This window comes from Chryseobacterium sp. WG14 (genome assembly GCF_024586945.1).
Classification (GTDB): Bacteria; Bacteroidota; Bacteroidia; order Flavobacteriales; family Weeksellaceae; genus Chryseobacterium.
The window spans coordinates 1-24,941 of the sequence record NZ_JALCZD010000014.1 but is presented as its reverse complement, the minus strand read 5'-3'; the positions used below and the strand labels follow the sequence as shown (position 1 = coordinate 24,941).

Annotated in this window: 23 protein-coding genes and 1 tRNA gene; 14 read left to right on the top strand and 10 right to left on the bottom strand. The window is 37.0% G+C overall.

The window, feature by feature from the left end; all coding sequences use genetic code 11:
- Window positions 1-60 precede the first annotated feature (60 nt).
- From fucP to MP478_RS19235, 7 genes are read left to right on the top strand one after another with little or no spacing between them, the layout of a single operon-like run.
- Window positions 61-1,356 (top strand): L-fucose:H+ symporter permease, encoded by a 1,296-nt coding sequence (gene fucP, locus MP478_RS19265; RefSeq protein ID WP_373691730.1) that lies wholly within the window; start codon window positions 61-63, stop codon window positions 1,354-1,356.
- The gene (locus tag MP478_RS19260; RefSeq protein ID WP_257201366.1) at window positions 1,353-2,990 is read left to right on the top strand and encodes a UxaA family hydrolase; all 1,638 of its coding nucleotides are present in this window, start codon (window positions 1,353-1,355) and stop codon (window positions 2,988-2,990) included. The genes fucP and MP478_RS19260 overlap by 4 nt, the downstream gene beginning before the upstream one ends.
- Window positions 2,991-3,008: 18 nt before the next feature.
- Window positions 3,009-3,773, top strand: coding sequence for an SDR family NAD(P)-dependent oxidoreductase (locus MP478_RS19255; RefSeq protein ID WP_257201365.1), 765 nt, complete (start codon window positions 3,009-3,011; stop codon window positions 3,771-3,773).
- 9 nt (window positions 3,774-3,782) lie between these two features.
- The gene (locus MP478_RS19250; protein ID WP_257201364.1) at window positions 3,783-4,631 is read left to right on the top strand and encodes a fumarylacetoacetate hydrolase family protein; all 849 of its coding nucleotides are present in this window, start codon (window positions 3,783-3,785) and stop codon (window positions 4,629-4,631) included.
- Complete coding sequence (locus MP478_RS19245; protein WP_230041273.1) at window positions 4,631-4,960, top strand: L-rhamnose mutarotase; 330 nt, start codon at window positions 4,631-4,633, stop codon at window positions 4,958-4,960. Before MP478_RS19250 ends, MP478_RS19245 begins: the two co-directional genes overlap by 1 nt.
- Window positions 4,961-4,962: 2 nt before the next feature.
- On the top strand, window positions 4,963-5,784 hold the full coding sequence (locus tag MP478_RS19240) for an amidohydrolase (protein WP_257201363.1): 822 nt from the start codon (window positions 4,963-4,965) through the stop codon (window positions 5,782-5,784).
- 3 nt (window positions 5,785-5,787) lie between these two features.
- Entirely contained in the window at window positions 5,788-6,567 is a 780-nt protein-coding gene (locus MP478_RS19235) for an SDR family oxidoreductase (protein ID WP_230041271.1), read from the top strand.
- A 71-nt stretch (window positions 6,568-6,638) separates the two neighbouring features.
- Here MP478_RS19235 and arsB read toward each other — a convergent pair whose 3' ends face one another.
- From arsB to MP478_RS19200, 7 genes are all read right to left on the bottom strand, one after another.
- Window positions 6,639-7,670: an ACR3 family arsenite efflux transporter gene (arsB, locus tag MP478_RS19230; RefSeq protein ID WP_257201362.1), complete on the bottom strand. Its 1,032-nt coding sequence runs from the start codon at window positions 7,668-7,670 to the stop codon at window positions 6,639-6,641.
- A 6-nt stretch (window positions 7,671-7,676) separates the two neighbouring features.
- On the bottom strand, window positions 7,677-8,168 hold the full coding sequence (locus tag MP478_RS19225; protein WP_230041269.1) for a GNAT family N-acetyltransferase: 492 nt from the start codon (window positions 8,166-8,168) through the stop codon (window positions 7,677-7,679).
- Window position 8,169: 1 nt separating this feature from the next.
- A complete protein-coding gene (locus MP478_RS19220) occupies window positions 8,170-8,781 on the bottom strand; it encodes a low molecular weight phosphatase family protein (RefSeq protein ID WP_257201361.1) in 612 nt (203 codons plus the stop codon).
- A 65-nt stretch (window positions 8,782-8,846) separates the two neighbouring features.
- Window positions 8,847-9,320, bottom strand: a complete 474-nt coding sequence (locus MP478_RS19215) for a DUF6428 family protein (RefSeq protein WP_230041267.1) — start codon at window positions 9,318-9,320, stop codon at window positions 8,847-8,849.
- Window positions 9,321-9,382: 62 nt separating this feature from the next.
- The gene (locus MP478_RS19210; protein WP_230041266.1) at window positions 9,383-9,715 is read right to left on the bottom strand and encodes a helix-turn-helix transcriptional regulator; all 333 of its coding nucleotides are present in this window, start codon (window positions 9,713-9,715) and stop codon (window positions 9,383-9,385) included.
- A gap of 205 nt (window positions 9,716-9,920) precedes the next feature.
- The gene (locus MP478_RS19205; RefSeq protein WP_257201360.1) at window positions 9,921-10,238 is read right to left on the bottom strand and encodes a nuclear transport factor 2 family protein; all 318 of its coding nucleotides are present in this window, start codon (window positions 10,236-10,238) and stop codon (window positions 9,921-9,923) included.
- Window positions 10,239-10,327: 89 nt separating this feature from the next.
- Entirely contained in the window at window positions 10,328-10,498 is a 171-nt protein-coding gene (locus tag MP478_RS19200) for a hypothetical protein (protein ID WP_230041264.1), read from the bottom strand.
- Between the two features lie 197 nt (window positions 10,499-10,695).
- Between MP478_RS19200 and MP478_RS19195 the strand changes: the two genes are divergently transcribed.
- The 7 genes from MP478_RS19195 (at window position 10,696) to pelA (ending at window position 19,087) form a co-directional block, all read left to right on the top strand.
- Complete coding sequence (locus MP478_RS19195; protein WP_257201359.1) at window positions 10,696-10,899, top strand: hypothetical protein; 204 nt, start codon at window positions 10,696-10,698, stop codon at window positions 10,897-10,899.
- Window positions 10,886-11,125, top strand: a complete 240-nt coding sequence (locus tag MP478_RS19190; protein ID WP_257201358.1) for a GNAT family N-acetyltransferase — start codon at window positions 10,886-10,888, stop codon at window positions 11,123-11,125. The genes MP478_RS19195 and MP478_RS19190 overlap by 14 nt, the downstream gene beginning before the upstream one ends.
- A 187-nt stretch (window positions 11,126-11,312) precedes the next feature.
- Window positions 11,313-11,397, top strand: a tRNA-Ser gene (locus MP478_RS19185).
- A gap of 548 nt (window positions 11,398-11,945) precedes the next feature.
- Window positions 11,946-13,448 carry a serine hydrolase gene (locus MP478_RS19180; RefSeq protein WP_257201357.1) on the top strand — a complete coding sequence of 501 codons (1,503 nt, stop codon included), beginning with the start codon at window positions 11,946-11,948 and terminating at the stop codon, window positions 13,446-13,448.
- Window positions 13,449-13,688: 240 nt separating this feature from the next.
- Entirely contained in the window at window positions 13,689-16,694 is a 3,006-nt protein-coding gene (locus tag MP478_RS19175; RefSeq protein WP_257201356.1) for a LamG-like jellyroll fold domain-containing protein, read from the top strand.
- A gap of 181 nt (window positions 16,695-16,875) precedes the next feature.
- Entirely contained in the window at window positions 16,876-18,057 is a 1,182-nt protein-coding gene (locus tag MP478_RS19170; RefSeq protein ID WP_257201355.1) for a DUF4861 domain-containing protein, read from the top strand.
- Between the two features lie 7 nt (window positions 18,058-18,064).
- Window positions 18,065-19,087, top strand: coding sequence for a pectate lyase (pelA, locus tag MP478_RS19165; RefSeq protein ID WP_257201354.1), 1,023 nt, complete (start codon window positions 18,065-18,067; stop codon window positions 19,085-19,087).
- A 505-nt stretch (window positions 19,088-19,592) separates the two neighbouring features.
- On the opposite strand, the gene MP478_RS19160 is transcribed toward pelA, so the two are convergent.
- The 3 genes from MP478_RS19160 to MP478_RS19150 form a co-directional block, all read right to left on the bottom strand.
- Window positions 19,593-20,711, bottom strand: coding sequence for a polysaccharide lyase family 1 protein (locus tag MP478_RS19160; protein WP_257201353.1), 1,119 nt, complete (start codon window positions 20,709-20,711; stop codon window positions 19,593-19,595).
- A gap of 255 nt (window positions 20,712-20,966) precedes the next feature.
- Entirely contained in the window at window positions 20,967-23,441 is a 2,475-nt protein-coding gene (locus MP478_RS19155; protein ID WP_257201352.1) for a glycoside hydrolase family 95 protein, read from the bottom strand.
- Between the two features lie 305 nt (window positions 23,442-23,746).
- Entirely contained in the window at window positions 23,747-24,649 is a 903-nt protein-coding gene (locus MP478_RS19150; protein WP_257201351.1) for an alpha/beta hydrolase, read from the bottom strand.
- Between the last annotated feature and the right edge of the window lie 292 nt (window positions 24,650-24,941).

Sequence of the window (24,941 nt, the reverse complement as noted above, 5' to 3'; positions counted from 1 at the left end):
AAAAATGATAAAGCTTACTTATAGCAATAATGAAGAGGGTAACTTACAGATTATCAGACTATGCAAAACATGACACCAGGACCATCAACGAAAGTTTCATCAGAAAGAAAAAGTTATCTCTTTCCACTGATTCTTGTTACCAGCCTCTTCTTTTTTTGGGGCTTTGTTCATAATTTGGACCCTGTGCTTATTCCCCATTTGCGGAAAGCATTTCAATTGACTGATTTAGAATCATCCCTGGTAGATTTTTCTATATTTATTGCCTATTTCCTAATGGCTATTCCTGCCGGGAATGTGATGCGTAAATATGGCTATAAAAGTGGAATTATTTTGGGATTATGCCTCTTTGCATTGGGAGCTTTTCTTTTTATTCCGGCGGCTAATACAAGGATGTATATTTTCTTTTTGGGAGCGCTCTTTATCATCGCCTGCGGGCTGACATTTCTGGAAACCGCGGCCAACCCTTATGTCACCATACTGGGACCACCGGAAACAGCAACACGCAGGCTTAATTTTTCACAGTCTTTCAATGGGCTGGCAGCATTTATAGCGCCTATTGCAGGAGGGAAATATATATTAAGTGGAGAACCGCTTACTGATGCGCAGATAAAGGCACTCTCTCCGCAAGATCTTAATATGTATATCACACAGGAATCTGCCAGTGTGAAAGGACCTTATCTTGTATTGGGAATTATAATTGTAGTGGTAATGCTGCTGTTCGTTTTTACAAAGCTACCGGACATTAAACAGGAAGATGATGGTGATCCATCCAAAATTTCCAATGCCTGGAAACATAAACATTTAAGATGGGCCATAGCAGCACAGTTTTTTTATGTAGGTGCTCAGGTTTGTGTACTCAGTTTTTTTATCCGGTTTATTGTTGTTTCTGCAGGAATTACAGAAAAAAATGCAGTTTTCTATTCCGGATTGGCGGGACTGGCTTTTATGTTGGGACGCTTTGTAGGAACTTTCTTTATGAAATTTATAAAACCCAACAGGTTATTAATGATATATGCTGCTCTGAGTATGCTGCTCACCTTAATAGCCATATTCGGGAAAGGGAGTATTACCATTTATGCATTAATTGGAGTGGCTTTTTTTATGTCCATTATGTTTCCCACTATCTTTTCACTGGGCATTGCAGGTTTGGGTAAAGATACTAAAATAGCTTCTTCACTTATTGTAATGTCTATTGTTGGTGGAGCTATTTTACCATTGGGATTAGGGTATATATCAGATCTTACCCATACTATACAATATGGTTATTTGGTACCATTACTCTGTTTTATTGTTGTATTTGTATTCGGTATGTATGGCTGGAAGCCCACCGGTAACACTTTAGAAAAAAGACCATGAAAAATAAAGTTTTAAAAGTTCATCAAAAAGATAACGTTTTAGTAGCGTTACAGGATATTAAGACCGGAGAAAAAATCCTCTTCGAAGGGCAGGAGTATAATGTATTGGAAAATATTCCAGCAAAGCATAAATTTTTTATTCAGGATCTTCCACAGGGAAGTGACGTATTGATGTATGGTGTATTGGTTGGCAAAACACAGGTGGAGGTGAAGAAGGGAGAGCGTATGAATGTAGAAAATACCAAACATGCCGCAGAGCCATATGCTTACAGGACAGCAGAATACCATTGGATAGCTCCTGAGGCATCTAAATTCAAAAACAGAACATTTGATGGCTACCATAGACAAAATGGAGAAGTGGGAACGGCCAACTACTGGCTTTTTATTCCTACTGTTTTTTGTGAAAACCGAAATCTTGATGTCATTAAAGAAGCGTTGCATAATGAATTGGGCTATGCAGTAGGAGACAAATATAAAGAATATACCCGTCATTTGCTGGAAGCGTACCAGAAAGAAGAAGATTTGGAAAATATCTCTTTAACTTCAGTTATAGAACCCAAAAAGAGGGTTTTTAAAAATGTAGATGGTATTAAGTTTCTGAACCATAGTGGAGGTTGTGGCGGAACGAGACAAGACTCTGCAATATTGAGTAAATTGTTGGCTTCATATGCGGACCATCCTAATGTAGCTGGGGTTACTGTATTAAGCCTGGGCTGCCAGCATCTTCAGGTGGAAGATTTTAAAAGAGACTTGCGGGAAAGAAATCCGAAGTTTGACAAACCACTATTTATATTTGAACAACAAGGATCACAAAGTGAAGAAGCTTTGATTAAACAGGCTATTCATGATACTTTTATAGGATTGACTGAAATCAATACAATAGAACGGAAACCTGCTGGACTGGATAAGCTGGTATTGGGAGTAAAATGCGGAGGCAGTGATGGATTCAGTGGTATTTCTGCAAATCCGGCAGTAGGCTATACGGCAGATTTATTGGTAAGCCTCGGAGGTAAGGTATTGCTGGCCGAATTCCCGGAACTTTGTGGTGCCGAACAGGAAATGATCGACCGGGCTGTAAATAAAGAAACAGCTGAAAAATTCATCAGGTTGATGACGGAATATGATGCACTGGCCCATCAGGCAGGTTCAGGGTTTTATATGAATCCTTCACCCGGAAATATTAAGGATGGGCTGATTACAGATGCCATAAAATCTGTAGGAGCTGCCAGAAAAGGTGGGCATTCCCCTGTTACGGATGTGTTGGATTATACTGAAAAAGCAACTAAACCAGGGTTGAACCTGGTGTGTACTCCTGGTAATGATGTAGAAGCAACAACTGGAAAGACTGCTTCAGGAGCAACGCTGATACTCTTTACAACAGGACTCGGAACACCAACCGGAAATCCGGTTTGTCCCACCATAAAAGTAGCAACCAATTCAGCGCTGGCGATGAGAATGCCTGATATTATTGATATTGATACAGGCCCCATCATTGAAGGTGAAAAAACAATAGCCGAAATGGGAGAGGATATATTAGACTACTGTATAGAAGTAGCAAGTGGAAGGATAACACCTAAAGCAGTGCTGCTGAATCAGGATGATTTTATTCCCTGGAAAAAAGGGGTTAGTTTGTAATTTTAAAAATAAAATAAAATGTTTTCATTAAAAAATAAAAAAGCAATTGTTACCGGAGGTGGAAGTGGTATAGGAAAAGCCATTTCTGAACTGTTTGCAGAACAGGGAGCAGAAGTTCATATCCTGGAACTCAATGAAGCCAATGGAGCAGAAGTTTTATCCAGTATAGAAACTAAAGGTGGTAAAGCATATATACATGCCTGTGATGTTTCTGACCATCAGCAGATTCAAAATGTATTTACCCATATCGGGGCTATTCATATTCTGGTGAACAATGCCGGTATAGCCCATGTAGGAAAAGCAGACAATACCTCAGAAGAAGATTTTGATAAAGTGGTTTCCGTGAATATAAAAGGAGTATACAATTGCCTGCATGCCGCAATCCCTCAGTTGAAGGCATCTGGTAACGGAGTCATTCTTAATATGGCTTCCATTGCAGCTTTGGTAGGAATTCCCGACAGATTTGCCTACAGTACAGCAAAAGGAGCCGTAAAAGCGATGACGATGAGCGTTGCCAAAGATTACATTCATGATAATATCCGTTGTAATTCTATTTCCCCGGCCAGGGTTCACACCCCTTTTGTAGATGGTTTCCTGCAAAAAAACTATCCCGACAGGGTGGAAGAGATGTTTCAGAACCTTTCCAAAACCCAGCCTATAGGAAGAATGGCAGCCCCTAAAGAAATTGCAGCATTGGTATTATATTTATGCAGTGATGAAGCCTCCTTTATTACAGGATGCGATTACCCTATTGATGGAGGCTTTACAACATTAAATAACTAATTTGGACATATGAAATTAATAAGATACGGAGCCGCTGGCCAGGAAAAACCGGGCATAATCATTGATGAAAAATACTATGATGTTTCTCATCTGGTGAATGACTATGATGAAAAATTTTTCTCCGGTAATGCTATTGATGAGCTGAAAGAGAAAATTGCTACAGGAGGACTTACAGAAATTGATAAAACGGTAAGGTTGGGAGCACCACTGGCAAGACCCTCAAAAATTGTCTGTGTAGGTCTGAACTATAAAGACCATGCCGCGGAAACCAATATGCCTATTCCTTCAGAACCTATTTTGTTTTTTAAATCAACTTCGGCCATAGTAGGCCCTAATGATGATCTGATTATTCCTAAAAACAGCACAAAAACAGACTGGGAAGTAGAACTGGCGATTATAATCGGTAAAAAAGCCAGCTATGTGGAGCCTGAGGATGCTTTTGACCATATTGCAGGATATGCTCTTCACAACGACTACAGTGAAAGGGCTTTTCAGATCGAAAGAAACGGACAATGGGTAAAGGGAAAAAGTGCAGATACTTTTGCACCTATAGGACCTTTTATAGCAACAAAAGATGAAATAAGTAATATCAATAATCTCCAGCTTTGGCTAAAAGTGAATGATAAAATGATGCAGAATGGAAATACTTTAAACTTTATTTTCGATGTGGCCTATATGGTAAGCTATATCAGCCAGTTTATGACCCTATTGCCGGGAGATGTTATTTCAACCGGCACACCGGCCGGAGTGGGAATGGGGCAGAAGCCTGAAGCCTGGTATCTGAAGCCTGGAGATGTTGTGGAATTAGGCATTGAAGGGTTGGGCACCAGTAAACAAAATGTGAAATCTTATTTTTAATGAAGAGATATACACTGGCTTTGGACCTTAAGGATGATGAAAATCTGATCCGTCAATATGAGGAATACCATCAGGAAGTATGGCCGGAAGTTCTGGAAAGTATAAAATCTTCCGGAATACGGAATATGGAAATATACCGCACCGGAAACCGCCTCTTTATGATTATGGAAGCTGAAGATCATTTCTCTTTTGAAATGAAAGCTCAGGCTGACAAAGCAGACCCTAAAGTTCAGGAATGGGAAACTTTAATGTGGAATTATCAGCAGGCATTGCCCAATTCCAGGCCGGGAGAAAAGTGGATCGTAATGGATAAAATTTTTAGCTTATAAAAATGATTGATACCCATGTGCACTTCTGGAGATATGATGAGGTTCGGGACTCCTGGATCGATGGCAGTATGTCCACTATTCGGAAGGATTTTTTACCTTCAGATATTGATGAATTGCTGATCCATAATAAGATAGATGGAATTGTTGCTGTTCAGGCAGATCAAAGCCTGGCAGAAACCCGGTTTCTACTGGAACTCGCAGAAGAATATCCTAAGATCCTGGGTATTGTAGGATGGATTGATTTTTTGAGCGGTAATTTCGAAGATCAGTTGAAAGAATTTAAAGGATACCCTAAAATAAAAGGCTGGCGCCATATTGTTCAGGCAGAAGCTAAAGGCTTTCTTATCCATCCTGAATTTGTGGATAATATCAGAAAATTGAAAGCGTATGATTATACCTATGATATTTTAATCCACCATTCGCAGATGGAAGAAGCCATAAGCTTTGTGAGAAAACTTGAGGATCAGAAGTTGATTCTGGATCATATCGGAAAACCTGATATCAAGAATTCAGAGATTAAAAACTGGAAAAGGAATATTTCCATTTTGGCTCAGTCAGAGAACGTTTACTGTAAGCTTTCCGGATTAGTGACTGAAGCCGAACGGGGGAAATGGACAAAAGAAATGCTGGAACCTTATCTGGATATTGTTTTTAAATATTTTGGAACATCCAGAATAGTATTTGGGAGCGATTGGCCGGTAATGCTTTTAAATACAAATTATTCCGAATGGCTGCAGTGTATAAAAGATTATTTACAACAGTTTAACAAAAAAGAACAAAAACAGATACTTGAAGGAAATGCTATTCATTTTTACAATTTATAAAGTATGGATTTACAACTCGAAAATAAAATAATTGTCGTAAGCGGCGGCGCCAAAGGAATTGGAGAAGGAATTGTTCGATTGTTGGCTCAGGAAAAAGCTATTCCTGTTATTATAGGTAGAAATGCAGAAGACAACCAGCAGTTAATCGATGCGCTGGCTGCTGAAAATCTTATAGCCCATGCTGTGGAGGCCGAGCTTACACAACCTGTAGAATGTCAAAGAGCAATTGGTGAAGTCATGTCAAGATTTAGCAGGATAGACGGTCTTGTCAACAATGCAGGAGAAAATGACGGCGTTGGATTAGAAAACGGAAGCTATGAAGCCTTTATGCAGTCATTACATAAAAACCTTGTTCATTACTATCTTTTGGCCCACTATGCTCTTCCTGCTTTGAAATTAACTAAAGGAAGTATTGTAAATATAGGAAGTAAAACAGCAGAAACCGGTCAGGGAGGAACATCTGCTTATGCCGCTGCTAATGGTGGACGAAATGCGCTGACAAGGGAATGGGCCGTGGAATTATTGCCCTATCATATCCGGGTAAATGCTGTGATTGTAGCAGAAGCTTATACTCCATTGTATGAAAAGTGGATCAAAAGCTTTGATGACCCGCAGGCAAAGCTTAAGACAATAACAGATAAAATCCCTTTTGAAAAAAGAATGACCACTACTGAAGAGATCGCCGGTATGGTAGCATTTTTACTGTCTGAAAAGTCCAGCCATACTACAGGTCAGCTGATCCATGTGGATGGCGGCTATGTACATCTGGACAGAGCATTATAAAAAAACAAACGATCAGCAAGTAACTAAACAATAATCTTTAAATAATAAAAGGGAACAATTCAGTTGGTTGTTTAGTTGTAATATTTCTTTTTCAACCAAAGACTGGCTCTAACCAGTAGGATAAGTACAGGGACCTCTACAAGTGGGCCTATAACTCCTACAAACGCTTGTGGTGAGCTGATTCCAAAGACTGCAATAGCTACAGCAATAGCCAGTTCAAAATTGTTTCCTGTGGCAGTAAAAGCAATAGAGGCATTTTTGTCGTAAGGTACTTTCAACGATTTGTTTACAAAGAAACTTACGAAGAACATAAGGATAAAATAGATTACCAGTGGAATAGCTACTTTTAATACATCCATTGGCAACTCTACAATTTTTTCACCTTTGAGACTGAACATCAGGACAATCGTAAATAAAAGAGCGTAAAGGGTGATTGGTGAAATTCTGGGTACAAATTTTCGGTTATACCATTCTATACCTTTTGATTTTACTAAAAAGTATCGGCTTAAAAAGCCAGCTAGAAAAGGAATACCAAGATAGATAAGTACACTCTCCGTAACATCCTTCATGGATACACTGACATTGAAATTTGCTAAACCTAATCTACCCGGAAGTATATTGATGAATAACCATACAAAGAAGCTGTATGTGAATATCTGAAAGATACTGTTTAAAGCAACCAGTAGAGCTGCATATTCTCTATTTCCTTTTGCTAAATCATTCCATACAATTACCATGGCAATACATCGGGCCAAACCGATAAGGATTAGCCCAATCATATAATCAGGCTCATCTCTCAAAAATAAAATAGCGAGCACAAACATTAAAATAGGCCCTATTACCCAATTTAACAATAGTGATATACTGATTACTTTTTTATCTTTAAATGCCGTTGGTAAAAGGGAATAGTCTACTTTAGCAAGAGGAGGATACATCATTAAGATCAATCCAATTGCTAATGGTATATTGGTTGTACCTACGGATAAGGAGTCTGTGACCTTTGAAATGCCCGGAAATAAAAATCCTAAGCCTACTCCGATTGCCATAGCAAGAAATATCCATAAGGTAAGGTATCGATCAAGAAATTTTAATTTTGGTTGCATGCTGTTTTAATTTATTCCTATTGTTTTGCTTCTTCTTTCCATAATTATGGTGTCACGCCAAGTATTTCCAAGTTTTCCAATTTTTTCTCGATGGCCGATGATCCTAAAATCTAAACTTGTATGAAGCGCTACCGTTTCCTTATTCTCTGGAAACATTCCACTCTGCAGTGTCCAGATTCCATTTATTTCACTTTCAGAAATCAACTTCGTCATCAGCATTTTTCCTATTCCCTTACCTTTATGGTCATTAGCGACGTAAATACTAATTTCTGCCACACCGCCATATACACCGCGATCACTAACTGCTGATAGTGCATCCCATCCCACGACGACATTGTCAATGATAGCTGCTAATCGGCTATGCTTTAATTTACTTTTGTCCCAATCTTCCCATGTTGGAACTGTGGTTTCAAAAGTTGCATTTCTAGTTTCAAGGCCTTGCCTATAGATTTCTACGATTTCCAGAAATTGTTCTTTACCAATAAAAACTATGTCCATTCTATTTCTTTATTTGTGAAAAAACATAAAGCATCTCTGTCGCTATCTGTGAACTTCTTTCTGTGTAAACCTGAGTCTGTTCCGGGGTATTGTCAGAAGCTTTAGGATCGTCATATTTTATAGAAAATCTGGCTTCTGCTCCAAATATTATGGGACAGCCTACATCCGCATTGTTGCAGGTCATTATAGCGCCAAATTCATTTTTAGGATTGAATTCGTTATTATATTCTTTAGAAAAACAAATGATAGCTGATTCATTTTGTGCGTATTTTACAGTGTAAACAGGATTTTCAGTTTCGCTAAGTTTTTGGATCTGAAAGCCTTGGTTATCCAGTGTTTCTGCTACTTTTGGGAACATAGCCGTTGCCTCTGTACCTCCTGAATAGCAATACACATTTTTAATGCCAAAATGATGAGACATTGTTTGGGCCCAGATCTGAGACAGGTGGCTTCTTCGGCTATTATGTGTACAGATGAAATTTAACCGGATAGTCTGGTTAGTCTCCACTTTGCTTTGTATGTAATTAACTAATGGCTGTAAAATTGTTTTTCTTTCCTCTGAAATTGTGTCAATTGAAAGAGCCTCAATACTTTCTAAGATTATTTGGTTCATTTTTAGTATTTTAATTTAGACTTCTCTTACTATGTTATATGCACTTTGATAAATAGCCTGTCTTCTTAGCAGCATCCACCTCCAGGTGTACAAGAGTTACTTTGGTTTACCGTAAGCTCAGAAAGATTTTTCTTTTGTTTTTCAGGAGGAATACCACAAGCATCCTGAGCAAGACAGGCTGTAGTTTTGCTTTTCAGCACAAAAGTCTTTCCATTAAACTCCAGATCGTATTTTCCGATGGTGTCACTCTGATATTCCACTTCAATCTCCCTATCTTCAATTCCCAGTTTTTCTTCGGAAATCTTGATAATATGCAGTAACTTTCCGGGTTTTAGACGGTGATCATAATCATTTGCATTCCATAGCTGAAAGTTGACCACTTTCTCATTACGGATGACACCCCCGCAATCAATAAAGTTTTTAGTGACCTGACCTACTTCTGTTACATGAAAGTGTTCAGGAACAAATCTCCCGTTTTCCAATTGAAATTCAACATTTTCCAATGTTGGCAAAATTTCTTTGATTTCTGATAATTTCATTTTATTTAATGTAAATATTTAAATTATATATTGCAATATAACGATGTTAAAAAGTAAAAAAGCTATGAACAACAGCTCGATACTGTAACTTCCTGGTTGAAAAAGCCGTTAAACTCATATTGAAACTGTTTCCAGATCTTCTCATTGATACAGTAGCAAACTGATTTACCCTCGATGGTTCCCTGAATAATACCTGTATTTTTCAGCTCTTTAAGATGCTGCGAAATGGTAGCTTGTGCCAAACCTAATTCTTCCACCAGATCATTACAGATACAGGCTTTTTTGTCAATAATATATTGGAGTATAGCGACTCGTGCGGGATGTCCTAACACCTTAAATGCTATAGCAAGTTTGTTGTGCTGATCTGCAAAAATTTCGGTCTTGGTAAGTCCCATACTACAGTAATTTTAATATTGCAATATTACGATATATTTTAATATACTCTTATATCATCAAAATAATTTTATTGAAGTTCTTGCAGTTAGCTGTAAAGTATATTGATTTGTAATTTGTGGCAGAGGTTATAAAACCTTTTCTATAAGAATAATGCTTGCCCCCCAAAAGTCTAAGCTATGAATTAGCCGGGGACTACAAAGGCCTTTAACTCGCCATTTTTTTATTTTCAAATCTACAGATATCACAATAAGAGTGGTCAGAAGATTGCCCGTTTTTATTTTTTACACGTATTTTCCCAACAGCTGTTACAAATTCACTCTCCGCAACTATAATTTCCACACTGAAATTTGGAGGTTTAAGGTATGTTTTTGCCATGTACTGCCGTACTTCTTCTTTGCCACGTAAAATCTGATCTCCCACAAAAGTCCATATAACGTCATCAGTACAAAAAGCCAGAAAATCTTCATAATCTCCTTTAGAGATAGCAGAATTTGCCTTTTCTAAAATTTCCTTATTGGTCATAGGTATTGATGTTGTTCATTTCTAAATAAACTTGATAGAATTTTTACCAAGGGTAGCCGCACATTAGGGTAATCCGAAAATATATCAAATTACTTTTTGTATTGCCCCGGTGCATATTGTTTTGCTGACTTAGCACCTGTAACCTTTTTTACCTGTCCCGGAGGAAGACCATGATTTCCATTGGGCTTCAGTCTGGGTGCACAGGAAAAAACAAACGATCCGAGAAGAACAGCAAGGCCTAATTTTTTAATTGCATTCATAATGTTTTTTCTTAGTTCATTAAAATATTATGCCAAGTTATAATTAATAGACATTCTTCGAAGATGATAAATGTTGCCAGTATTGCTGATAACCTATAGTAAATGGTAATTAACATAGATTCGATATATAAAAAGCTGGTTTCTAATTATTTATTGGAGTTATTTTTGTTGTAACTTAGTGACATTTATGAATCGCTATGCAAATCACAAAATACATACCATCTTTCAGAGAGAATTGTATCGAAATCTTTAAAAGCAATCAACCCCAATATTTTGCTGTTGAAGAACTCCGGCTATTTGAAAATTTTTTGGATTATGAAATTGAAGAAAACTACTATGTAATTAAGACTAATGGTCTGTTAGTAGGCTGTGGCGGAATTTTTTTCGATGCAAAAGAATAATGAGACAGGACTGTCCTGGGGAATGGTACATGCTGACTACCATGGGCAGGGTATAGGTAAGTTATTAACTCAATTCAGGCTGGATCTATTGAAAAACATGTACCCTGATAAAAGTCTCAGAATCGAAACCTCACAACATACGGCAGAATTTTATAAAAAAATGGTTTTAGCATTGCGGATATTGTTCCGGATGGTTTTGCTGAAGGAATTGATAAATATAGTATGAAAATGGAATTCAAAAGCTAGCCCAACAACTGATAGGAGAAGAGCTTTATGCTATTTCTAAAAATTGAAATTCAATTCACTACAGAGGAAATAATAGCTATAGACAGTGCTTTGTTTTTTATTTGGTGAATTAATATAAATTTTTCTATATTTGCACCACTGAAAACAACGGTATAGCCGGAGTTTAGGGAGAGTTGGCAGAGTGGTCGATTGCGGCAGTCTTGAAAACTGTTGACTGTAACAGGTCCGGGGGTTCGAATCCCTCACTCTCCGCAAGAAAAGTGTAAAAACCGATGAATAGAGAAAATATTCATCGGTTTTTTATTTTAACTCCAAAAAACTGCACAAAATGTTTTTCACTATCATTCAAAAATAAAAGTCTTTTGATATTCTGTATGATTATATGACACCTATGAAAAATGAATATATAAAAGATATTATTAATAAAAAATAATTGTACCAGGTTAGTATTATTGTTGACAAAAATAAATACTTATAAACTTTGCAATACTTATAAAAATACAAAAGCATCCTATTATTGGAAGCTTTTAGTTTATTTAGCCTTGTTAATCAAAAATCCCGGAAGAGCTCCGGGATAATAAATTATTGTTTGGTATGAAGATTTTCCCTTTTTCAAACAGTTAATAAATATAAAAGACTGATGGTTAAAACAAAATGAAGGTCATAATGCTTTTTTGAAAGAGGGAAAAAAGCGGAAGCAATTGAGAGTTGGAGTATTATCATTGAAATGTAACAGAAAGGTTGTATGAGTTGTCATTATATCAACAGAGAAAAGAAACCATACATTCAATTATTGACCTATGAGAAAAATACAAGCAATCATCATACTGTTTTTGTCGCTGAACATTTTTGCACAAAATGTCAACGATAAAATCAAATTATTTGAAAACGATTTCTACCATTGGGACCAATCAAAAAAGAAGACCTCTTTAAAAGATAGAATGTCTTTTTATAATGTCAACGCAGTAAGTATTGCAGTGATTAAAGATTACAAAATAGAATGGTCGAAAGCGTACGGTTTTGCGGATGCATCTGAAAAAAGAGTAGCGACTCCCCAAACGCTGTTTCAAGCAGGGTCTATTAGTAAGACTATTAATAGTTTAGGTATTTTAAAGTTAGTTCAGGAAGGAAAATTAGGTTTGGATGATGATATTAACAATGATCTGAAAACCTGGAAATTCCCTTATGATGATGTTTCAAAAGGCAAGAAAATCACTATAGCCAATTTATTGAATCATACCGCAGGTTTGTCGGTTCATGGTTTCGGAGGATATGAAAAAGGGGCAGCTTTACCTACGATAATTCAAATCCTTGAAGGTCTGAAGCCTTCCAATTCCGGTCCCGTCAGGTCTGTGTTTGAGCCAGGTTTGAAGCTTCAGTATTCTGGTGGCGGAACGACGATTACTCAATTAATTCTCGAAAATACAACCGGCGAAAAGTATGAAGACTACATGCTGAAAAATGTTTTGACTCCATTGGGAATGAATAACAGTTCTTTCAGCCAACCTCCTGTAAAAGATAAAGAAAATTTGTTGGCAACGGGCTATAATTATGATAAAGAGGTGAAAGGGAAGTATCATATTTACCCTGAAAAAGCGGCTGCCGGTTTATGGACAAACCCAACAGATTTAGCAAAATATGTTATTGAAACCCAATTGTCATTATTAGGAAAATCAAATAAAATTTTGTCTAAAGAAATGTCGGAAAAAAGATTGAAAAAAGATTTTGGAACATTTTCAGATGATTTTAGTGGCGTGAGATATTTTAGGCACGGTGGCGGAACTGACGGTTTTATTTGCTTCTATTTGGGAAGTGTCGAAGATGGAAATGGAATTGTTGTAATGACCAATGGCAATAGCAATAAGATGGTAGAAGAAATTGTGGCAAGTATTGCAGGATTGAATCAATTTAAAAATTACCCTTTACAATCAAGTAAAGAGTCAATTGCTGCAACAATAAGAAAAGAGTTGTCAAAAAGTGTAGACAAAGGAATTGAATTGTACAAAAATCTGAAGAAAACTAACCCTAATGATTACAATTTCTCGGATGAAAGTGAACTTAATATGTTGGGGTATGAATATTTGAATAATGGTCAAATAGATTCTGCCATCAAAATTTTAACTTTGAATATGAATGAATTTCCAAATTCAGCAAATGTTTACGACAGCCGTGGTGAAGCTTACTTCAATAAAAAAGAATATCAGCTATCAAAAAAAGATTATCAAAAAGTTTTAGAATTGGAACCAACAAATCCAAATGCAAAAGAAATGCTCCTGAAAATAGAAAAAGAGATAGGAAAGTAATGGATGATTATAGAATTCCTAAGGCTACATTATACAAATAGATGTCCCCAGTATAAAATGGCAAAACAGAATAGGTGAGAAATACTTTTGCGGCAATTTTGATTTTAAGCATAAACAGGCATATAAGCAATCCGGTTGAAATTGTATTTTTGTAATTGACTGATATATAGATCGGCAGGACGGGACAGGATACTCATTATTGGTTTTGTGAATAGATTAGTTAACACAAAATTAATATGTATGAAAAACAAATCTTTACTGTTTAAGCCAACTCTTAAATCTTTACTTTTTTGTGGATTAGCATTATCCACTATTGATTTCAGTGCTCAGACATTAGCATTTCCGGAAGCTACCGGGTTTGGAAGATATACTACGGGAGCAAGAGGTGCTGCAAACCCTCAAATTTATTTAGTGACAAATTTAAATGACAGTGGACCCGGTTCATTTCGTGATGCCGTGAGCCAGCCGGGGCGGTTTGTCATTTTTAAAGTAGGAGGTATTGTTAATTTACAGTCGATTGTTGCTGTGGCTGCTAATACAACGATTGCCGGACAGACTGCTCCCGGAGAAGGAATCGTATTTTTGGGCCCCAGAGTATCATTTACAGGAGCCAATAATACGATTGCCCGATATCTTCGCATCCGTTATGGCGGAACATCTCAAAATCAGGATGCATCAGGAATCGCCAATGGAGCAAATATCATCTTGGATCATATGACTTTTACATGGGGTACAGACGAAGTATTTTCAGTTAACTGGGATAATAACGGTACGAGTCCTGATAATATAACGATTCAGAATTCTATTATAGGACAGGGAATGCACCGTCATAATCATTCTGCAGGAGGATTAATGCAGCCGCCGCCAGGAGGTAAGATCAGTTTAATCGGAAATTTATATATCTGTAATAAAACCCGTAACAATAAAATAAAAGGAATTAATGAATTTGTCAACAATGTGGTTTACAATTGGGGAAATTACGGGAACACCTACGGTCACACTCAATCCGGGGAGGCATACATCATGGGAGGAGATTCGGCAGGAAGTTCTTTTGCCAATATCATCAACAATTATTTCATTGGAGGACCCAATACAAGCACTACAGTTACAACACCTTTCAGTGTAGGTAATGCCAACTTCAATTTATACGGTTCCGGAAATTATTTTGACAATAATAAAAACGGAGTACTAGATGGTACTGCGGTCCCTCAAAACTTAACGGGATACCCTGTAGGAGATCCGGCAGCAATAATGGCTAATCCGTACGATTATCCAATGAAAACCCCCACATTAACCGCTCAGGAAGCATACAATAAAATTGTTACCAGTGTTGGGGCATCCTATCCAAGACGGGATCAGGTAGATGGTTTAATGATTTCAGATTTACTGTCGAAAGGGACAACAGCTACTTATGTTTATGTGCAAACAGATCTAACGACTCAATTTGGCTTTACTAATGGCGGTGCAGGACACGTTTATGGTGCACCGGCGCCTATGGATACGGATAATGATGGAATGCCGGATGCATGGGAAACAGCCAATGGACTGAATCCTAATGTTTTTGATGCTTTGGCAGTAAGCACAACCCATGCTCCGTATCTGAATATTGAGGTTTATATTAACAGTTTACCCAATACAACTCCTCCGGATTTTATTATTCCGCCAACAAATGTGAATTTTACCAATGCAGTGACAACAACAGGAACTTCACCTTCAAGCTCCTTAACCGTGAATTGGAATGATAATGCTGCGAACGAAACTAATTACGTGGTAGAACGCTCTACCGATGGTACTAATTTTACTGTCATTGCAACATTGGCCGCTAATGTAACAAATTATAATGAAGTCGGTTTAACGCCCAATACCCAGTATTATTATAGAATTAAAGCAACGAATGCCTTAGAATCTTCGGTTTACACCTCAAATACCTCAGTAACCACGCCGCCAGTCCCATCAGCTCCCACAAAAGCAATTAACCCAATTCCGGCAACCGGCAATAATAATGTTGATCTGAACGGTGGAAACCTGCTTTTAAAATGGAATGGCAGCTCAAATACAATAACGTACACCGTTTATTTCGGAACAAATCCTTTAAATTTAAGCAATATTGCTACCGTACCTTATTCTGCTACACCGTCGTATCAGCTTACTAATTTAAATACAGCAACCAATTATTATTGGAGAATTGATGCTTCTAATACCCTTGGTGTTACTACAGGAGATGTATGGAGTTTCCGGGCATTGACGCCGGAGCTTGTCGGAAACTGGCCATTTGCTGAAGCTCCTTCCGCAGGGTCACAGATTACAGATGTAACATCTTTTGCTAATCATGGTATACTAGATACAGCTTATGATAATGCCAGTGTAAGAGTACCGGGAAAAGAGAACAATGCCCTCAATCTGGCAACTTCACCTGCTAATATGTACATCGCCAGTATTCCTCATCAGGATCATATTTTATTTGATAATCATTCTTTTACCGTTTCTTTCTGGATGAAAGCGCCAACCAGCATGATTCCATCATCTTCGGCTACAAGCCTTTATGTGTTGTGTAAAGGTTCTTTCACTAAAAATACGGCAACAGGAGCTACCGGCAAACGTTTCAATGTAGAAATCAAAGGAGGTCAGCTGCGATATGCTATTGATGATGATGTTACGAAAAAGGAAATCACATCACCTGTTGCGAATTATTTTACCGATAGCTGGGTACATGTTGTGATCCAGAGAGATATTGCTGCGCATAAAATGAGAATTTATACTAATGGTGTTTTAAGCACTGAAGGAGACGAAACGGCAGTTACAGGTATCGGTGAAGCAAGTGATCTGATCATCGGGAATATTGGTGAACTTGAATTTTTATCAACGGCCAATGCTCCGGCTTCTTACAAAGGTGCTTTCGACGAACTTAAAATGTACAATTATGCATTATCTCCGGCGGAAATTTTTGCTTTGTACAATCAGGCAGTATTGAGTAATGATGAATTCAGTATCAGCAAAAATGCAGGGACAGTATATCCAAATCCAGCAAAAGACCAGATTTCCATTAAGCTTCCTGAGTATAAAAAATCGAGTTTAACAGCAACAATTATTGACTTGGCAGGAAAAATCGTTGTCAAAGAGAAGATTAATACGGATGGAAACGGATTATTTAAATTAAATATTGACGACAAAAAAGTCTCAGGCAATTATCTCCTCAATGTTTCAGGAGAAAACCTGAATAGTAATTTTAAAATTATTATTAAATAAAATCATCAAAGCTTAATTTTGTTCATATTTAAAAAGAAGTCCTTTCAAACCATTTGGAAGGACTTCTTCTTTTAACATTATTTTGAATTTTTCTAACCTTTAGATTTAAAATATTATTTTTTTTTTACGTTCATAAGAAAGTTATCATTATTTTTGAGTTTTTACAATTCAAATGAATAATATGCTTAGGACAAAATTTTTAATTTCCGGCTTCATTTGTGCAATCGTTTGCATTGATTCTTCTCTGAAGGCACAAAATTCTATTCAGATAAAAAATACGTTGAGTTTTTCAAGGAATGAAGTTGTTTCAATACCCGTTTCTCAATTCGCTTCTTTTTTAAAAACGAGCAGCGAATCTGACCTCAGAATAAAAGACGGCAGTAATAAGATACTGCCAATTCAATGGATCGATTATAATGGAGACGGAAAAAACGATGAACTGCTTTTTCAGGCCAATATTGAAGCGGAAAAAACAAATTCCTATACCATTATTGCAGACGCAAAAATTCCAATTCCTGAAAGTAAAATTTCAACATATTCAAGATTGGTTCCCGAAAGAGTAGATGATTATGCCTGGGAAAATGATAGAATAGCATTTCGTGTCTATGGCCCGAAAGGTCAGAAAGAAGCCTTGGAAGGGATAAAAGGAAGCACACTTTCCAGCGGAGTTGATATCTGGCTCAAAAGAACCGACCAACCCGTGATCAACAAATGGTATAAAGGATACCTGACCGATCCTTTGTACTACCACAAAGACACAAGAGGTGAAGGCTACGATCCTTACCACGTTGGCGATAGTCGCGGAACGGGTGGAATTGGGATTTGGGTAAATGAAAAACTTCAGGTGTCACAAAATTTTGTTAGCTCCAAAACTATTGCTGAAGGTCCGTTGAGAACGGTTTTTGAATTAACATACAATTCCTGGAGTGATTTTGGAGTGAAAGAAACAAAACGGATTTCTTTAGATCTTGGTTCCAATTTTTCAAAATTTGAGTCGAATTTTCAGACTGAAAAGCCAGTTCCAAACTACACAATCGGGATAACTCTCCATAAAAATGAAGGCGAAACAAAACTCAATGATAAAAACGGATATTATCTTCATTGGGAAAAAATAGATGATGCTTTTGTCGGAGAAGGTATTGTTGTAGATCCTAAAATTGTTGAAAAATCTATCGCTTTTATATCTGAAATTCCAGACCAGAGTAATCTATTGGTTGTTACAAAACCTCAAAATAAATTGACATATTACGCCGGATTTGCATGGCAGAAAAGCGGGCAGATTCAGACACAAAAAGATTGGGAAAACTTGTTACAAAAACAATCTCAGATCATAGCAAACCCTTTAATGATTAAGGTTAAATAAAAATTTAATGATAAAATTAAAACTTTCTATAGCCGCTTTTTCTTTAATAAGTTTGAGTTTTTCTGCTCAGGTTAAAGATACATTGGCGGAAAAAATACTTGTTTATCAGCTTCCAAACGGAGGTTGGGGAAAACAGCTTAATGATAAATCTGTGGTGAACTATAATTCACCTTTAGATAAAAATCTTTTAAAAAAGATCAAAGAAACGGGTGATGATCACGCAACAATCGATAATAATGCGACATCAAGAGAAATCAATAGCTTAATAAGAGCCTATAAATTCACAAAAAATACAGAATATTTAAAGTCTGCCGAAAAGGGAATTCAATATCTTCTTTTGATGCAGTATAAAAATGGTGGCTTTCCTCAGTATTACCCCAATTCGGCGATTTACAGAAAGCAAATCACTTACAATGATAATGCAATGATCAACGCTTTAACGGTTTTATATAACGTGGCGGAAGGCAAAAATGATTTTGATGTGGTGGATTCTAAATTAAAGGAAAAATCAAAAATTGCCGTTCAAAAAGGAATCGAATGTATCTTAAAAACTCAGGTTTTACAAACAGGAATTCCGACAATCTGGGCAGATCAATACAATGAAATTACCCTTCAACCCGACAAAGCCAGAGCTTTTGAGCCTATTTCTCTGGCCACTGCAGAATCCGTGGGAATTGTAAGATTTTTGATGCAGCAACCTGTTACTCCCGAAATTGAAAAGTCGATAAAATCTGCCGTCAATTGGTTTAAACAGAATAAAATCGAAGGCTACAGCTATAATGTTTCAAAAGTAAATGGAAAAGCAGTCCGCACATTGGCTGAAGATAAAAATTCAGTGATCTGGGCGAGATTTTATGATATAAATACCAATAAACCTCTTTTCGGCGACCGCGACGGAAGTGTAAAATACAACTATCACGAAGTTTCTGAGGAAAGAAGAAACGGCTACAGCTGGTTTGGTGATTTTGCGGATAAACTGATCAATAAAGAGTTTCCAAAGTGGGCGCAGAAGAATAATGTGATGCCTTAGTTTGAAGGTTGAGTGTTTGACTATGAGGAGAGTTTTAGGGTTTTAGAGTGAGAGTGTTTGAGAGTAGAGAGTTGTAGTATTTTTGGTGTCATTGCGAGGAGCGAAGCGACGAGGCAATCTCTTTGTAGAACCTATCGTCTTTCGAAGTAAAGACATTTTATAAGTAACATAAAAAAGAGCTTAACCATAAAGTTTTCATCCTGGAAGGATCTCAACACTTGAAATAACATATATAAAAATAACATAATGAGATTGCTTCGTTGTTCCACTCCTCGCAATGACGGAGCGCACCAGGTGGCTGAGGTTCTCGAAGTAACCATTCCTAATACTCTAGCCCCGATTGAGTGAAAATCCTTTTTTGAAAAAAAGGGTGCAATACTTCGACTCAGCTCAGCATAAACTTCAAGCGGGAAAAAGCTCCTAAAATAAAAGAAAAATATGACTGTAAATAGAAAATGACTGAGTACTACGCTCAGTCATTTTCGTTTCTAATTCTAATTTTTATTTATAAAGTATTACAAATATTGCCTCCTAAAGTTGCTCCAGCTTTTGCCGTCACATCAGATTTTACGGAAGATAAAGACAACATTGGAATTGCATAAGGTGGAGTAAAAGCTGTTCCGCTTCCTGCCGTATTTCCGGTAACATTCGTAAACGTATTGTTTGAAGTAACGGTTACAGCAGTATATCCGGTCATTAAATTGATGGGCTCTTTTACATTTTCAAACACGTTTCCGTCTACACGAATATTTGCCTGAACGCCTGCAGCAATACATTTATTGCTCACAGAACTGTTGAAATAGCTGTTAACGATATGGATTTTTCCAAATCTCACTCTAGGCATACGCTCCCTGCAGCCCGGTGCCCACCAGCAGCGAACGAATGTCACATTCAGTTTTCCGGCATCTGTTGTTGAAGTGTCACTTGAACCGATAAGGTTTGAAAATCTGTGATCAGCAGTTCCACCTGAACCACCGGCTTTTGGAGGCTTTAAATAGTGAAATTTCGTGTAGGAAACCGTGATGAAATCTGATTTGTTTTTAATGTCAAAATTTCCATCAACGCCGTCTCTAAACTCACAGTGATCAATCCATACATTTCGGCAATCGTCTACAATAGCGTTATCCCAACCGTCTGTATCATACGCTCCGGGACCTTCGAAAATCAGGTTTCGGATGATGATATTGTTACATCTTTTAATATTGATAATTCCAGAACCGTCTTTTGTCTGATCCGTTGAAACCAATTTGGCACCGCTCGTTCCGTAGATTGTTTTTCCGGTTTGATCCTGAAATGATAAACGGGCAGTAATCGTAATTGTTCCGGTTACTTTGATGACTTTTATGGCAGTGTTTTCGATAGCGGCTTTTAATTGAGCGTAGGTGGTAACTGTAGTTTCAGCTGCGGTTCCGCCACCGGTTGTTCCGCCGTTTTGAGAAGCCCATCCCGGAGCGAGACAATCAGCCAAAGGAGCCACTGCGTTCGTCATAAGGGTGCTTTTCAGGGCAAAATCGTTTGGGTTTTCCGTCAGATCTGTTTTGATGTCTTCCTGTCCGCAGCCCGTCAGGGTAAAAGCCGAGCATAGAGCCGCCGTTAGAAAGGCAATCTTACATGTTGTTTTCATAGTAATTTTTTGGTATTTGATTAGAAATTAAAATTACATATTCTGTATTTAAATGTTTTATATATTATGGTATTAATATTTATATAATTATAATGTTATTTATTTTGTTTATTCAATCGGTTGCATTTTGATGTATGTTTATTTTAATTTAAATAACTTCTAATTAAAATAAAACTCCTGCAAATTCCAAATGTTTTACAGGAAAAGATCTGCGCAATCCGTGAAATCTGCGGGAGATTTATTATTTATTGAAGACTATTGTACTTCAAAAATATAGGTTTTGCCTTTCTCAGTATCAAAATCAAAAACCTGAGTTTCAGGAACGGGAAAGCCTTTTAATTCAGCTTGATCAGAAACCAAAGGAGTTTTAATGGTATTAATCTGATAATATTCATTCGGGTTTTCTCCTGTTGAATCTTTTAACTGAATCTTAGATTTCAGATTAATATTTTTAGCCATTCTAATTCTCGCATTTCCTCCTAAAGTAGATTTTATAACTAATTTCGTCAGCTTAGAATTTTTCCATTCGATATCAATTTCAAAACCACCTCTTGCTTTTAAACCTTTAACAGAACCGTTTAGAAGAGCATCAGGAAGTGCCGGCAAAATATAAAGATAGCCGTCATAACTTTGAATCAACATCTCTGCAATTCCCGAAGTACAGCCAAAATTTCCATCGATCTGAAACGGCGGATGTGCATCCAGAAGATTCGGATAAGTTCCTCCCGACTGATCTTTTGTGTCCATAGAAACAGGAGATAATTGGTCTGAAATTAATTTAAATGCTCGATTTCCATCTAATAATCTTGCCCACCAGTTCACTTTCCAGCCCATCGACCAGCCTGTAGATTTGTCACCACGATAGATCATTGAATTTTTGGCAGCTTCTGTTAAATCTGGATTTCTGAAAGGTGAAATCTGACCTGAAGGAAACAATCCGTACAAATGCGAAATATGCCTGTGTTTATCATCAGTTCTGTCCATATCTTTCAACCATTCCTGCAACTGGGCGTGTTGCCCGATCTGCATGGGTGGAAGTTTTTGTAATGCAGCTTTTACTTCATCCGAAAGATTTTTGTCTTCATTAAGAACCTTTGAAGCATTAATAAAATTATTAAAAACATCAAAAACCAACTGATTATCCATCGTTGTTCCCGCAGTAATTCCGACACTTTTCATATAGGTATTTTCCGGCGACATGGAAGGCGAAACGACCAGATATTTTTTAGAAGGATCTTGTTGAAGAACGTCTAAATAAAATAAAGCCGAACCTTTTAAAGCAGGATAATATTTCTTCAAAAACTCTTTGTCTCCGGTGTATAAATAGTGATTCCAAAGATGCTGTGTAAGCCAGGCTCCACCCATTGGCCACATTCCATAGAAACCGCCGTCCACAATGCCTGTGATCCTCCATAAATCGGTGTTATGGTGCATATTCCAGCCTCTGGCGTGATACATTTCTTTGGCAGATTCCTGTCCTGTAACCGACAAATCCTGAACCATGTCGAATAACGGTTCGTGCATTTCACTTAAATTCGTATTTTCCGCAGGCCAGTAATTCATTTCTGTATTGATATTGACTGTGTACTTGCTGTCCCAAGCGGGATTGAGTTGATAATTCCAGATTCCCTGTAGATTGGCGGGCTGAGTTCCCGGTTGTGAAGATGAAATCAAAAGATAACGGCCAAACTGGAAATATAAAGCTACCAGATCAGGATCTTTTGAATGGGCAAATTCTTTAATTCTGACATCGGTTGTTTTTTTTGCCTGATCTGTTGTTCCCAAATTTAGGCTTACCCGATTAAAATAGTTCTGATATTTTTCTATGTGAGCTTTTAATTCAGCATCATATTTTTTGCTTAAAGCTGATTTTAAGTATTCCGAAATTTTTTGATCTGGATTTCCTGAAAGATCATTGTATTTTTTAAAATTCGTAGCGATTGAAATATAAATTACCACTTCATCTGCTCCGGAAACATACAATTGGTTTTCAGTTGACGTCAATTTCCCACCTTTTAAAACAGGAAAAGCCACCGTTTTGAAATTAATTCTGCCAGTTTTATTGTCAGCTGAACCGCTCGTTCCGTTAATTATTAGTCGATTTTTCTCTGTAAAAATTGATTTTTTCAAATGTGGAGTAGAAGCATTAATAGAGAAATCCAAGCCTCCTTTTTTACTGGAAGATAGTTTGATCACAACCACATTATCAGCAAAAGAAGTGAAAATTTCACGTTTAAAAGTCACGTCATTCACTTCATAAGAAACGGTGCTTAAAGCTTTTTCAATATCTAAAGTCCGGTTGTAGTTGCTGAAATTTTCATGACCTTTGAAATCCAGAAACAAATCGCCCATCGTTTGATAAGGCATTCCGTAATTCAGATCTTTTGGTGCGGCTCTCGGATAGGTTTTGTTGGAAAGTTTTTGCGCTTCTTCAAACCGACTCTCATTCAACAGTTTCCTGATTTTTTGGATGCTGTCAAACGTATTTTTCGGAACATTATTTCCAGGTTCTCCTGCCCAGATTGTTTCTTCATTAAGCTGAAGATGTTCCTGTGAAACTCCGCCAAAAACCATTGCTCCCAATTTTCCGTTTCCGATGGGAAGTGCTTCGTTCCAGTTTTCTGCAGGTTTGCTATAGGTTAACTTTAAATTCTGTTGTGCCTGAACAGAAATAGAAATAAAAGTTCCAAAAGCCAGCAAAGATATTTTATGTTGAATGATTTTTAGCATAGTTTAAAGTGTTAAATTGTTTGTTGGTTAATCGCAAAGGCGCAAAGTTTTTTTTAATTTTAATAATGCTTTAAGGCGCAAGGATTTTATCTCCGATAAAATTGATTATGGTAAAACTTGTTGAAAATATTATGTTATTGATGTTTGAACAAAATCAGCATGACAGTATTGAAATCAACAGTTAGTATTAGGAATGTCACACTGAGCTCGTCGAAGTGTTCTTGCGTCTTAAAAAATAAATATGTTTAAAATCTTTGCGCCTTTGCGAAAACCAACAAACGATTATTTTAATTACTTATTACCAATTATTTATTACCAATAGTTTTCAGCCAGTCTGAGCATAATTTTTTCCAGTTATCCGTCAATTCGGTTTTATTCATAATTCCGATTTTATGTTCACCTTCAGGAAAAATGAACAACGCGCCTTTCACTTTATTTTTTATCATTGCCTGATAATACAGCATGCTGTTCGTTACAGGAACTGTTTTATCATTTTGCGCATGAATCAACAGGGTAGGCGGTGTTCTTTCCGTTACCCGGTTTTGCATAGAATATTCACTGATTTTTTCCGGAGAGGCATTTTCACCAAGCAAACTGTTGCGACTTCCCAGGTGTGCAAATTCGCCTAAGTCGATAACAGGAGAAAGTAGAATCGCAAAATTCGGAATAGTAGAAATATTCTCCCAATCACCTTTTAATTCTGTGTAATCTGTAGAAATATTACTTGCCATTGCAGCCAAATGTCCACCTGCAGAAGTTCCTATAACTCCAACCTGATCTGGCGAAATACCATAGTGTTCAGCATTTTTTCTAAGATATTTTATAGCCGCCTGAATATCCTGTAAAGGAGCGAGTTCTCTTTGCCTGACATCGGGAGATATGGGTAATCTATAATTTAAAACAAAAGCAGAAATTCCCAATGTGTTAAACCATTTTGCAATTTGGAAACCATTCAGATCGTAGGTAAGTTTGTAGTATCCGCCACCGGGAATGATGATGACAGCCATCTGTTTTCTATCTTCTTTGGGAGGTAAAAACGCGAAAAGCTCGGTTTCTTTTATCTGTACAATTCTGCCGTCTTTTTCTTCGGTTTTTAATGATAATCCTTTAGAATTTGGCATCTGACCTTTTGGCCAGATATTTATTTTTTCCTGTGCGGATATTTGATTAAAAAGTATAATTATTAAGATGAAAACAGATTTCTTCATAGCTTATTAATTTTTTTAATTACTGTAAAGTATATTTGCTAAACCTAACAGGTTTTTAAATTGGTTTAATTTTAAAGAATCTATATTTTTGGTTAATCGCAAAGGCGCAAGGATTTAAGTGTATTTGAATTTTTTAGGGCGCAAGAAAATCATAGATTTTCAGCAAGTTTTTACGGTAATCAATTTTATCTTCGATAAAATCCTTGCGTCTTAAAGCATTATTAAAATTTAAAAAAACTTTGCGCCTTTGCGATTAACCAACATTCCATATTAAGAATTAAGAAAATCTTCT